9 protein-coding genes are annotated in these 12,466 nt (G+C 63.2%); 2 read left to right on the forward strand and 7 right to left on the reverse strand.

Translation table 11 applies throughout. The annotated features are described in order from the left end of the window. Nucleotides 1-43: 43 nt before the first annotated feature. Nucleotides 44-1,660, reverse strand: coding sequence for an NAD(P)/FAD-dependent oxidoreductase (locus G9373_RS26235; protein WP_167117479.1), 1,617 nt, complete (start codon nt 1,658-1,660; stop codon nt 44-46). Between the two features lie 102 nt (nt 1,661-1,762). Further along, the gene (locus G9373_RS26240; RefSeq protein WP_167117482.1) at nt 1,763-3,235 is read right to left on the reverse strand and encodes an aldehyde dehydrogenase family protein; all 1,473 of its coding nucleotides are present in this window, start codon (nt 3,233-3,235) and stop codon (nt 1,763-1,765) included. 877 nt (nt 3,236-4,112) lie between these two features. Between G9373_RS26240 and G9373_RS26245 the strand changes: the two genes are divergently transcribed. After that, nucleotides 4,113-4,358: a hypothetical protein gene (locus tag G9373_RS26245; RefSeq protein ID WP_005561338.1), complete on the forward strand. Its 246-nt coding sequence runs from the start codon at nt 4,113-4,115 to the stop codon at nt 4,356-4,358. A gap of 327 nt (nt 4,359-4,685) precedes the next feature. On the opposite strand, the gene G9373_RS26250 is transcribed toward G9373_RS26245, so the two are convergent. Continuing rightward, nucleotides 4,686-4,970, reverse strand: coding sequence for a YciI family protein (locus G9373_RS26250; protein WP_043787215.1), 285 nt, complete (start codon nt 4,968-4,970; stop codon nt 4,686-4,688). Nucleotides 4,971-5,829: 859 nt separating this feature from the next. Between G9373_RS26250 and G9373_RS26255 the strand changes: the two genes are divergently transcribed. Then, nucleotides 5,830-6,786 (forward strand): nucleoside hydrolase, encoded by a 957-nt coding sequence (locus G9373_RS26255; protein ID WP_231137731.1) that lies wholly within the window; start codon nt 5,830-5,832, stop codon nt 6,784-6,786. 67 nt (nt 6,787-6,853) lie between these two features. On the opposite strand, the gene G9373_RS26260 is transcribed toward G9373_RS26255, so the two are convergent. The 4 genes from G9373_RS26260 to cofH are packed head-to-tail and all read right to left on the reverse strand — an operon-like array spanning nt 6,854 to nt 12,440. Further along, nucleotides 6,854-8,230 (reverse strand): coenzyme F420-0:L-glutamate ligase, encoded by a 1,377-nt coding sequence (locus G9373_RS26260; protein ID WP_240960732.1) that lies wholly within the window; start codon nt 8,228-8,230, stop codon nt 6,854-6,856. Then, on the reverse strand, nt 8,227-9,135 hold the full coding sequence (gene cofC, locus G9373_RS26265; RefSeq protein ID WP_133985587.1) for a 2-phospho-L-lactate guanylyltransferase: 909 nt from the start codon (nt 9,133-9,135) through the stop codon (nt 8,227-8,229). The genes G9373_RS26260 and cofC overlap by 4 nt, the downstream gene beginning before the upstream one ends. Before the next feature lie 42 nt (nt 9,136-9,177). Then, nucleotides 9,178-9,984, reverse strand: a complete 807-nt coding sequence (gene pgl, locus G9373_RS26270; RefSeq protein ID WP_054246226.1) for a 6-phosphogluconolactonase — start codon at nt 9,982-9,984, stop codon at nt 9,178-9,180. Then, entirely contained in the window at nt 9,981-12,440 is a 2,460-nt protein-coding gene (cofH, locus tag G9373_RS26275) for a 5-amino-6-(D-ribitylamino)uracil--L-tyrosine 4-hydroxyphenyl transferase CofH (RefSeq protein ID WP_133985589.1), read from the reverse strand. The genes pgl and cofH overlap by 4 nt, the downstream gene beginning before the upstream one ends. Nucleotides 12,441-12,466: the final 26 nt, after the last annotated feature.

Below are 12,466 nucleotides of genomic sequence, written 5' to 3' on the forward strand. Positions count from 1 at the left end.
GTTGCTCACTTTCATCACTACTCGAGGGAGGCAAATTGACTGTTCAGGAAAGCGTGAAGCCCTTGTATCCCGCACACACGATCTCGTCCCACTTGGCCAGGTAGAGGGGAAGACCACCGGGGTAGTTCAGCAACTGCCGCGGCTTACCCGGGACGTTGGCACCCATGTACCAGGAGTCGGCTTTGTCGTAGAGCGCCTCGGTCGTCAGCTCGGCGACGTGATCGGACCAGGCAGCATCCGCGTCCGCCTCGGACTCGATACGGTTCAATCCGTTGTCCCGCATGTAGTCGATGGTGTCGACGATGAGGTCACCTTGGATCTCGGCGCAGCTTGGCCCGTTGCAGAAGCCCGACGGGCTCAGTGGTCCGTAGAGGAACAGCAGGTTGGGGAATCCTGCCGTTGCGACCCCGAGGTTTGCCCGCACACCGTTCGACCACTTGTCCCTGAGCAACGTACCGTCGGTGCCGCGAATATCGATGGCGGTCAGGCCACCGGTGACGGCATCGAAGCCCGTTGCATAGACGATGATGTCGAACTCGTGCTCTTCCGATGTGGTCTTCAGTCCGGTGGGCGTGATCGTCTCGATCGGGTCCTCGTGCAGATCGACGAGACGCACGTTGTCCTGGTTGAAGATGTCGTAGTACGTCTGCTCCAGCGAGGGGCGCTTCACACCGAAGGGGTACGCCTTCGTCGTCGGCGCCAGCTTCTCGGCGATGACCGGGTCCTTGATCCGGGCACGCGTCCGGTCCCGCCAGAACTCGTAGGCCGTGTCGTTTGCGTCATCGTCGACGAAGACGTCTTGGTACGTTCCGAGCCAGAACTCGAAACCGTACTCCCACAGTCGCTCATAAGTGGTGGTTCGCTCCTCGTCGCTCACCTCGAGGGCTGACTTGGGAATGAAGTCGAAGTCGAAGCCGGAGAATGACGCCGCACGACGACTGAATCTGTCCGCCAGATCGGACTTGATCTTCGCGTTGTCCTCATCGGTGAGCTGGCGCTGTCGCATCGGGAGCGCCTGAACGGGGGTGCGCTGGAAGATGGTCAGCTGTACGGCTTCCTTCGACGCCTCCTGAGCGACCTGCACACCGCTGGCGCCGGTACCGATGATGGCGATTCGCTTTCCTGCGAAATCGATTCCGCCTTCAGGCCACAAACCGGTGTGGTGGTTGATCCCTGCGAAGCTGTCCATTCCCGCGAGCTTCGGGAAGATCGGCTTTGCCGCGAATCCGGTGCACAGAACGAAGTACTTGCAGACGAAAGTGCTTCCGTTCTCCGCGGTCACGGTCCAGGTGTTCGCCGTATCGTCGAACTCGGCGGAAGCGACCCGAGTGTTGTAGTAGATGTCCTTGCTCAGATCGAGCTTCGCGTCGACGTACTTGAAGTAGCGGCGCAGTTCGTCACCTCCGGGGTAGAGCTCGGAGAACGCGAATTCATCCCATAGGTCGGGGCGCGTGAACTGGTAGATGGGACCTTCGCTGTCCACTCGGGCACCCGGGTAGCGGTTCCAGTGCCAGATTCCGCCCAGACCCTCACCCGCCTCGACTACTTTCACCGAATAGCCTCGACTCCGCAGATTTTCGAGCTGGTACAGCCCGGCGAATCCGGCTCCCACAACGAGAACGTCGAGTACTTCGGTCACGGCTGGTGCGGCAGTGCTCATGTTGGTCTCCTCTTGATGCCGAGGGCTACTTGGGGTTTGTCGATTGCGCTCTGTGTCGCAGACTGTGAGCCGCTGAATGCGGAAGCTCGTCCGGTGCAGCTTCTAGGTCCAGCGGACATACGCAGTCTTGGTGGTTGTGAAGAAAGTACGTGCGGCCTTGCCCTGTTCTCTGCTCATGCTGCTCGAGCCTTTGAGGCCACCGAACGGCACATGTGGCTCGACACTGCTCGTCTCGCGATTGACGTGCACCAACCCCGATTGTGTGCGCCGGATGAAGGTCATCGCCGTCGCGATGTCTCTGGTGAACACTCCAGAGGACAGGCCGTAGTCCGTGTCGTTTGCGGCCTTCAGCGCACCGTCGAATCCATCGACCTCCTGCACGGTCACGACTGGCCCGAAGATCTCGTCCCTGACGAGCCTGCTCGCCTCCGACACTCCGGCCAGGACTGTTGGTGCGATATAGCAAGTGTCGGAATCGAACTCCCTCCCCGTAAGGAACTCGGCGCTCTCGTCGCGGGCGAGTCGCAGGTATCCGGCCACCGTGTCACGTTGCTCCACCGAGGCAAGGGGCCCGATGTCGGTGGCTTCGTCGTACGGATCACCGACGACGAGCGCGTCAGCGTGCTTCACCAGCAGTTCTCGTAGTCTGGGAGCGACGGTGCGGTCGACGTAGACCCGGCTCGTCGCTGTGCAGCGCTGTCCGGTGTGGAGCATCGCGCTCTTCACGATCTGTAGCGCTGCATCCTCGACATCGGCGTCGGCGAGAACAATGGACGGGTTCTTGCCGCCCAGCTCGAGCTGGACCTTGACGTTGCGATCGGCGACGGCCTGACGTAGTCGCGACCCGACTGCACCCGAACCGGTGAATGTCAAGGCTGCGAGTCGCGCGTTCCCGGTGAGTGCCGCCGAAAGCGTTCTACCGCTGCCTGTCACCAGATTGAGGACACCCGCGGGCAACCCGGCTTCTGCGAGGATCCGCGTCAGGAACACTGCGGATCCGCAGGCCGGTTCGGCGGGCTTCCACACAACTGCGTTCCCGAAACCTATTGCCGCCGCGATTTTCCATGCCGGAAGCGCGAAGGGGAAGTTCCACGGTGTGATTGCACAAACGACGCCGAGCGGCTCCTCCACCGTCATCAGCATCGTGTGTGAATCAGCACTGGGGTACGTCTCCCCACTGGGCTGCAGGATCTCACCGGCGTAGTAGCGGAGAATGGCGACACTTCGCAGGACCTCGGCGCGTGCGTCGCGGATCGCCTTCCCCATGTCCGCAGTGATCGTCAGGGCAGCGTCGTCAACGCGGCTTTCCAGAAGGTCAGCGGCAGAACGAAGAAAGTCCGACCGCTGAATCGCTGTCGTCTCGGACCACGCTGGTTGAGCACCGGCGGCGGCCGCATACGCACTCTCGACATTGCCGGGAGTCGCCGAAGCGTAGATTCCCGTCACGCGGCGGAGATCGGAGGGATCTACCCGCTCGAAAGTGTCGGTGGCAGCACTCCATCGACCTGCGATAAACAACGTTCTCCCGTCGGCGATCGACGACGACAATGCTGGGTGGTCCACGTTTATGGACATCTTTGTTCCCCGATCTGTGTAGGCGCAGAATTGGTTTGGAAGTTCACCACCCGGCGCGGAGTTGACTTGCCTGATCAGTCGTCCGCGCTGTGCGGCAGGCGTGCCAGTACGAAAACCTTTCTCGGCAGTTCTGTAGTCGAGAGGAAGTGGAAAAATTCGCTCTCTGGTCCTCAAAAGTCTTGCACTCAGCGCGTTTTGAAGACTTACAGGCATCAGACTCGCTGCTGCCTGACGCTTTTGGCCGGCACCCCGGACTGACATCGCCCACCCAGCGACTCGACCTTCACGACATCCGCTCCCTGTTCGCAAATCTACTGCGGCGTAGGGAATCGAATCGCTGCGATGGCGATGGCCAGCGGGCCGTCCGACGGTCCGGCCACCTTGCAACCCACTTCAGAAACGACTACCCAAAGTGACCTGGAACACCTCGCAGGGCAAGCATGACACCCAAACCCTAAAACCACAATAGGGGAATAGTTTACTTATATAAGAAGGTTCGGGCTTGTGTCGAGCGGGAAAATGCACGACAAAACCTAGCGGGATCGAGGTGATGGGCGGCGTAGATGGTCGATCCTGACGGCATACCCGCGCTCCCCTTACAACCTTGCGTAACATATTCTTGGGGACGCACGCGCGCCAATCTGCCTTGACCGCAAAGACTTCGAAGTCTGGACTTCACATGCAGGCATGCCCGTCACCGCAGTTCCGACGTCGTTTGTCAAGCGGGAAGGGTGCGGGTTGGCAGCGGTCACCTTCGCTGGAGCTACAGCACAAGTCGGGAGCGTAGGTTGAGAGATCAACCGTCATAGAAGTATGAGGTAACTTTACTGCCGCGGCTTGAAACTCACTGTTCGCAGTTGAACGCAATCGTGCTTGTATGGACCACATATCGCAGATTCAGGCCCTGGATCGGACCACACCGACGCTGTCGATGCGGATCGGCTCGGGCGGGAAGCACACTCACGACTACGCCCGACACCGCACCTTCACCCTGTTCTCCGCCCCGGACATCACCACCGGCACGGTCACCGAGCTGCGCAGCCCGCGACATCACCGTCAGGTTTCCTCGTCTTCCTCAAACACATCGCCGGCGCCCGGCCGGAGCGAAAGCTGCATCTGGTGACGGACAACTACGCCACCCACGAGAAGTCCGAAGTCCGGGCGTGGCCGGCCGAAAGTCTTCGTATTCATGGCATCTCACCCCCGCCCCGGCATCATGGATGAGGCTTGTGGAGGTGTTGGTTCGGAATAAGAACGGCAGGCCATCCACCGCGGACTTTGCGGCTCCGTCACGGAGCTGAACACCGAGATCCGCGCCTTCATCAACGGATGGAGCACCCGCTGTGCGCCGTTCGTCTAGACCAACACCGCCAACCAAGTACTTACCGAAGGAAAACCGTGAAGATACCTCGACAACGAGCCACCAGGGACTGAGCGGGCCGCATTGTCATTAGATGCCGACGAGAGGGCCTATGACTGGATTCCATTGGTAAATGCGCTGCTCTACGACCACACCCTGCTTGACGTAAGGATCCTCCGCAAGCAAGGAACGCAAAGCGTCTTCGCCGGCCGCTTGGAATACCAGTAGGGCTCCGGCGCCGTCGGCCCAGGCGCCGGCCTCCTGCAGCATGCCTCGGGCAGCGGCATCCTTGACGAAAATCAGGTGTTCGGCATGCGCAGCCTCTTTGACAGAGGCATCGGTGGTATACGACCAGATCACAGCAAACAAGGCCATGGTCACTCCTCGAGCGGGGGAAAGAAACGGTTCCGAACATGCACACGGATTGCGCACCTGGGAAGGTTAGAAGTACGGATGAGGTGACTCGTGTCCCATTTCGCAACACTGGGTCTTCTTGAAGATGATTTTTAAATCGGAATCGGATCTGACCGGCGTGTCGTAAACCAATGAAGGCGGCCATCGCATGACTCTTCGAGAGACCTGCCGAAGTCGCCCAGCCCACGGAGATAGCTGGCCGGGACGCCGTAAGACCAGTCCCCATCCCCCCGCCCAGCGGCGGACGGGTCAGCGTGAGGCGGGCGCGCAGGTCATCGAGGACTCGCCGGACGGAGGGCTGGCAGTGGGCTCCAAAAGGGAAGGCATGTGGGGTAGTCACGGCGTGGTTCCCTACGAAGTGAGGCAAGGTGCCGTCAGCCCTGTTGGCTGCGACTCGACCACCTTGGCACCGGCCGGCGGTGAGCAGACTGCGTCGCTCGGTAGTAGGGGAATACGGCCCAGCTGTGAGCAAGCCAGTTCCCCGGCAGACCTGGGATCTCGACACAAGACAACTCCCGCAGCCGGACCCCACAAGATTTTGTCAGCACGTCTTGAAAGATCACGAATCCCGTCTGCGCGGCGACCGGACCGATCGCATTCCGGGCTCCAGCAATCTGAGCTTCTCGGATGCTTTGCGGCGCCTCTTGCAGTGGAAACGTTTATGTTACGCGCAGTACGATGCGTAACTTCGAGAGCAACGACATTTGGATCTCGTGCATAGGCGCCGATTCAGATTTTGCGGCAGAGCGCCAAACTATCTTGTATCGTTTCTATGCGGGTCGCATTCTGCCGACCCCGAGAAGCCTGAGGAGAACCGACAGTGGCTGCGCCTGTGCGATTGATCATCGATACAGATCCAGGAATCGACGATGCGCTGGCGCTGGCGCTGGCGGTGACGAGCCCAGAGGTCGATCTGCTTGCCGTCACCACGGTCGCGGGAAACGCTCCGGTCGAGGAAGCGACCGACAACGCGCTGCGGCTGCTGCGCGCACTCGGGAGGGAAGACGTTCCGGTCGCGGCAGGCGCAACGCGCGCGCTCGTTCGCATCGGGATGCACAACCAGCCGTCACCGCACGGCGAGAACGGGCTGGGCGGCGTCGAACTTCCTGCGCCGACCCGATCGTTGTCCGAGGAACACGCCGTCGGACTCCTCGCGTCGGTGCTCCGTGAGGCCGCACCGCGGTCCGTGACGATCGCGGCGATCGGTCCGTTGACCAACATCGCCCTGCTCGTCGCCATGCACCCCGAGTTGATCGACCGGATCGACAAGCTGGTGATCATGGGAGGGAGCACCGGCCGGGGCAACATCACGCCGGTTGCGGAATTCAACATCTGGTCCGACCCCGAGGCAGCGCAACGTGTCTTCGCATGTTCGCACCTCGAAACCTGGCTGCTGGGACTCGATGTCACGCGACGTTCGACTCTGGACGAGACAGCGCTCGCAATACTCGAGGCGCGGTCACATACCGGGTCACTCCTCGCAACGATGATCCGAGGCTACGGCGACATTCAGGCGGACGGCTGGCCCATGCACGACGCCTTGGTGATCGCAACGATCGTCGACCCTGCGATCGTTCGATTGCAGACCGCGACAGTCGAAGTCGAGACCGGTGTCGGTGTCGGTCGCGGACAGACGGTGTGCACGCTGTCGGGCTCTCTCACCACCGCCGTAGGGAGTGCCACGCCGGGTACACGTCTGGCGGTCGATCTGGATGTCGACCGATTCCGTGCCCTCGTGCTCACCCGCGTCGCCGGTCTCGCTGTGGCACCGGCCTGAAGAGGCCGAGCGACGGCGCGTTACGGACACTGCAAAGGGCTGCCGGTGGGCAGACGCTCGTGCGAGCTCACAATTCTACGAGCGCCCCCGCCACATCTGCGGGCGGACGGACATGCCGAGGTCGGGTGGGGTAGCCGATCGCCACGGCGCCGAGCGGCTTCCAGTTCGACGGCAGACCCAATTCCGTGCGAACGATCTCCGGCGCAAAGATGGTGGATCCGATCCAACAACTGCCCACTTCCCTTGCGGCGAGGGAAACCAGGAGTCCTTGCACCGCCGCGCCGACGGCCACGGTGAACATCGTCGACTCAGCGCACCGACGGTGGGCGTCCGGGTAGTCGTGGGCACCGTCCGGTACACAGAACGGGACGATGACTTCCGGGGCGTCGAACAAAATGCTGCCACGGGCGATTCGCCGCTCCACCCGCTCCGGGGACAAGCCGTCGGCGGTCAGATCGATCCGCCACTGCTCGCGCATCGCGGCGAGGAGTCTTGCGCGTACCTCGTGCGACCGCAGCCATACAAATCGCACGGGATGTGTGTGGTGCGGGGCTGGTGCCGTCAGGGATTCGGCGACCGCCTGCGTGATCAGCTCTGGGTGAACCGGCCTGCCGCTGAAAGCGCGAACCGAATGCCGCAGCAACTGAGCCTCACCGCGGCCCTGTGCCAGCGCCTCAGCGGTGCCGAGCCAGAACAAGTCCTCATGGCCGGAACGCAGCAGATCGGTTGCACCTGACCCGTCGTCGGATGATTTCAGTCCCCGAATAACAGCGACGGGGATTCCCGCCACCTTGCCTTTCACCAGATCGGCGGCGGCCGCGAGTTCGTCGGCCACTGCCACCTCGGTTACCTCCAGCACGTTGCCCTGCGCGTCCCTGGTACCGGCGTAGCCGTGGAGAACCGCGATGCCCGCGCTGCCGATCGCCGCGTCGGTTTGTCCCCGTCGCCACGCGCGGCCCATCGTGTCCGTGATGATCACCGCCACGCTGACACCGAGCAGATGCTGCAACCCTGACCGAATCGACTGCGCGCTCTCATCGGGGTTCTCGGGTAGTAGTGCCAATTCGTGCGAGAAGACGTTGGACCCATCGATTCCCGAAGCGGCCTGCACGATCCCCAGACGGTTCTCGGTGATGACGGTGGACCCCTTGCGGGCAACGACACGAACGGCTTCCTGCTCGACCAGAAGCGCCCGGAACGCCTCACGATCCTCAGCTCCTGTCGGCGCATCGACGATTCGTCCCTCTGCCTTGGACACGATCTTGCTCGTAATCACGACGATGTCGTCGTCAACCAACCAAGGCGCCTGGTGAGCGATCTGTTCGGCAACGTCGTCTCCCGGCCGGAACTCCGGCAGACCTGTCACTGGAAACACCTGGAGTCCACTGACGGAGCCGTGGTCGGGGGCGTCCAAGGCGCCCGAAGTCTGAGGGGCCGACTTCATCGGTTCTGCAATCGCGGAGTTCGGATATTCCCATCCTCTTCTACAAGTCGCAACTTCGCCTGTCGCAATAGTTTTACCCGCTGGCTCTCCGCGAGCTCAGGAGTCACGCTCGACGACAACAGTGCGGTCAATTGCGTGAAGTACGGTCGCGGAGGCACGCCGAAGGTACTGAATATGTCATCTGAGGTTCCGCCACCGAAGGGCTGCCAGCGGCGGGCAAAGTCGATCATTGCAGCCTCGTGTTTGTCCCAGAACGCGAACTCGGACGCCGACCCCAGAGCAGCCATGCGGGCGCCGAATCCCAACCCCCCGACCGTGCGCAGGTCGGAGGCGGTGTCCACGTCTGACCTCAGCGAAGGCCATTCACCCTCGAGAACTATGGCACCCGACGCCTGGTGGGCGAGCGCCGAACCGATTCCGAAGGCTGGGAACAGTCCTTCACCCTCCGCCGAGAGCAGCAACGTTGTGCCCTTTCCATCCCGGTCGGCGCACAACGCACGCCTGCCGTCGGCAGCCGAGATGAATGCGGACAAGTCGCGATGCCGAAGCGCCGGAAGATCCGCGGGCAACGCCCCTACCACTCGGCCCGGGCGTTCCCGCTCCAACAGGGCCGCGCCGTGGTTCAATGCCGCGTTCAGTCCGCCGGCTGGTTCGTTTCCCAGTACGCGTGCACCGAGCCGTTCGACGCTGCGAGCCACGACCGGGTCCGGCGTGACGACGAGCACAGAGTCGACCGCTTGTGCCCGCAGCGCAGCGCAAACCGTGTCGAGCACGATCGCCAGGACCAGCCTCTTGTGCGCGTTCATCTTTCCGGTACCGCCGTCAGCCGCGCCGCGGAGTCGTGTTTTCGCCTCGTTGAGTGACTTGACCGGAATTATCAGGTCGATGCGATGCGGATTCGTCATTACAAGACTCGGATTCTCGAGTGGGTCTTTTCACATCGTCAGTTATCGCGCCGAGGCGCGGAGGTCTGCGCAGTTGGACAGCAGGCTCGCTGCGGCCGCGTCCAGGAACACCCGGGTCGCGTGCGAACCCAGCGCCCCCGCTGCTGGTAACAGTTGGGGCGTCACCCCCTCCTCCATCAGCGTCGCGACTGCAGACGCCTTGGCGTCGCCGGTCGTCATCAGCCACACTTCGCGGGAGCGCGTAATCGCCGACAGGGTCAGCGAAATCCGGGTGCTCGGCGGCTTCGGGCAGTTGTACACCGCCACCACTTCACGCTGCTTCTCCAGCACTGCCGGTGAGTCCGGGAAGATCGAGGCGACGTGACCTTCCTCGCCCATCCCGAGGAGGCAGATGTCGAACAGAGGCGTCCTGTCCAGGCGACCGTACGCGCAGAGTAGCGCCTGGTAGGCGTTTGCCACTGCGGTGGCGTCGTTGCCGAAGCCGCCGTCGCAGGGCGCCATGACGTGCACACGGCTCGGGTCCACGGGCAGGTGGTCCAGTAGGGCCTCGCGCGCCTGCTTCTCGTTACGGTCGGGGTGGTGTCGGGCCACGAAGCGCTCGTCGCCCCAGAAGAAGTTCACTCGATGCCAGTTGACGATGTCGCGATTCGGGGCGGTGCGTAGTCTCTCGAGCACCGCTGTCCCGGTTCGTCCTCCGGTGAGCACCAGCGACGCGTAGGCGCGCTCTTTCTGCGCCTGGGCAAGGTTCGAAAGCAACCTCGACGCGACGTCACCGGCGAGCTGTTCGCTGTCGTCGTAGATATAGGGGATCGGCTTCGAGGGAGCAGAAGTGGTTCTTGTTGGTGTCATCTGAGGATCACCTCTGGTGAGTGTGTCGGCGCACCGTGCAGATCGAGTTGGTGGGTGGGAGGCGTCAGGTAGTTGGTCGTGCGCCGTCGCAGGCGTCGGCCGATTCCCTGCACCACCGCGTCCAGGTCTCTCTCGTCGAGTTGCTGGCCGTGGGCGGCGCCGGCGGCGCGGCTGATGTTCTCGTCCATCAACGTCCCGCCGACGTCGTTCACTCCGGCTTGGAGCAGTTGACGAACGCCGTCGAGTCCGAGCTTGACCCACGACGCCTGCACGTTGTCGATCAGGCCGTCGTAGACGATTCGCGCAATCGCGTGGACCAGCACTACTTCTCGCCAGGTCGGACCGCGGCGCGCACCTCGCTTGAGGTAGATCGGAGCCGCCATGTGTACGAACGGAAGACCGACGAACTCGGTGAACCCTCCGGTCTCACGCTGGAGTTCGCGGGTGCGAAGGAAGTGGCGCGCCCAGTGCACGGGCTCCTCGACGGATCCGAACATCATCGTCACGTTCGACGTCAGGCCCATCGAGTGGGCGACACGGTGACATTCGAGCCACTCCTCGGTGTCGATCTTGTCCGGGCAGAGGATCGCCCGGACGTCGTCGTCGAGGATTTCCGCGGCGGTGCCCGGGAGCGACTTCAGTCCTGCGTCGACCAATCGCTGTAGGTACTTCTCGAGCGGCTCCCCGAGCCGCTTGGCCCCTTCGGTGACCTCGAGGGCCGTGAAGCCGTGCACGTGGATGTCGGGCGCTGCTTCCTTCGCCGCGCGGCAGACGTCGATGTAGTAGTCGCCGTCGAAGGACGGATGGATGCCGCCCTGCAGGCAGACCTCGGTGCACCCGAGATCCCACGCCTCCCGGACACGGCCGGCGACTTCCTGAAGGGTCAGCAGGTACGGCTTGCCGCGCAGGTTCAGCGACAACGGTCCCTTGGAGAACCCACAGAAGGTGCACTTGAAGGTGCAGACATTGGTGTAGTTGATGTTTCGGTTCCGCACGAATGTCACGTCGTCACCGACCGCCCTGGAGCGGAGGTGATCGGCGAACTCGGCGACCTCGGCGACCTCTCCCCCGCGAGCTCCGAACAGGGTGACGATCTCGTCCACTCCCGGTTCCTGCCCCGAGGCGATACCGTCGAGGACGCCACGGACGGGGCCGCCGAACCCTCGCCTGCGGCTCGGCACCAGATCGGTGGGCGCGAACTCCGAGCCGGAGCTCCACACTGTCGAGCGTCGACCGATCTGGACGACTTCCGCCCCGGTGCCGACGTTCTTCGCGTCGGCGTGGCTCTCGGGGAACATCGCGCCCGGGTCGTCGCGGCCGAGCGACTCGGCGTCCGACCTGTCCATGATCGCAAAGCGCAGACCGGGGTCGATCCATTGTTCGGGGCGGCGCGCGAACTCGGGGTACACGGTGAGGCGGGGTGCGAGGAATTTGCCGTGGCGTTCGGTCACCTCGCGGAGCCAGTCGAGCGCGGGCCACGGCCGTTCCGGGTTGACGTGGTCGACCGTCACCGGGGACACACCACCGAAGTCGTCGATCCCCGCATCGAGCAGCGGACCGAAGTCTTCCGACAGGTTGGGGGGTGCCTGCAGGTGCACATCCGACGGCAGGATCAACCGCGCCATCGCGATCGTGCGGAGGAACTCGTCCTGCGGGCAGGCGGGTTCGTTGCGCATCACGGTGTCCGGTTTGGGCATGAAGTTCTGCACGATCACTTCTTGAATGTGCCCGTAGCGTCTGTGCAGGTCGGCGATGGCTCGCAGCGCCGTGACACGGTCCTGCGGGGACTCTCCGATGCCGACGAGGATCCCGGTCGTGAAGGGAATCGCGAGTTCGCCCGCGGCTTCCAGCGTGGCCAGTCGGCGTTCCGGTGTCTTGTCGGGCGCACCGCGGTGGGCCATCAGCGTCGGGTTCAACGACTCGATCATCATGCCCTGACCGGGGCTGACCGTCCGCAGCAGCGACAGAGCATCCGGTGCGAGGGCTCCGGCGTTGGAGTGCGCCAGCAATCCCGTCTCCGCGGTCACGAGCCGGCACATTGCGGCCAGGTACTCGACGGTGGAGCTGTAGCCGTGATCGGCCAGCCATTGGGCCGCGACGTCGTATCGGTCTTCGGGCTCTTCCCCCAGCGTGAACAGCGCCTCGTGACAGCCCGCCTGCGCCCCCCGCGCCGCGATCGCGAGCACCTGATCGGGCGTGAGGTACGGCGCCTCCGCGCGTGCGGGTGAGCGGGAGAAGGTGCAGTAGCCACACCCGTCGCGGCACAATGAGGTCAACGGGATGAAGACCTTCGGCGAGTACGTCACCCTCGTGCCGAAGAGCGCGTCGCGCAGTGCGGCTGCCCGTTCCATCAGCTCCGGAAGGGGAAGGGTGAGGACGGTCGCGTCATCGACCGACGGTAAGTTCGTGGTGCCGAGCTGGTGGATTGTTGACTTCGTACCTATATCGAGACTCATGGTGGGATGCTCTCTACGCCTCTACC

Source organism: Rhodococcus sp. A14, assembly GCF_011603105.1.
GTDB classification, from domain to species: Bacteria; Actinomycetota; Actinomycetes; order Mycobacteriales; family Mycobacteriaceae; genus Rhodococcus_F; species Rhodococcus_F opacus.

Coding starts and splice junctions, on each gene's coding strand:
- G9373_RS26240 (WP_167117482.1), bottom strand. CDS start 3,235: ATGTCCATAAACGTGGACCACCCAGCATTGTCGTCGTCGATCGCCGAC.
- pgl (WP_054246226.1), bottom strand. CDS start 9,984: ATGACACCAACAAGAACCACTTCTGCTCCCTCGAAGCCGATCCCCTAT.
- cofC (WP_133985587.1), bottom strand. CDS start 9,135: ATGACGAATCCGCATCGCATCGACCTGATAATTCCGGTCAAGTCACTC.
- G9373_RS26260 (WP_240960732.1), bottom strand. CDS start 8,230: ATGAAGTCGGCCCCTCAGACTTCGGGCGCCTTGGACGCCCCCGACCAC.
- G9373_RS26235 (WP_167117479.1), bottom strand. CDS start 1,660: ATGAGCACTGCCGCACCAGCCGTGACCGAAGTACTCGACGTTCTCGTT.
- G9373_RS26250 (WP_043787215.1), bottom strand. CDS start 4,970: ATGGCCTTGTTTGCTGTGATCTGGTCGTATACCACCGATGCCTCTGTC.
- G9373_RS26245 (WP_005561338.1), top strand. CDS start 4,113: ATGGACCACATATCGCAGATTCAGGCCCTGGATCGGACCACACCGACG.
- cofH (WP_133985589.1), bottom strand. CDS start 12,440: ATGAGTCTCGATATAGGTACGAAGTCAACAATCCACCAGCTCGGCACC.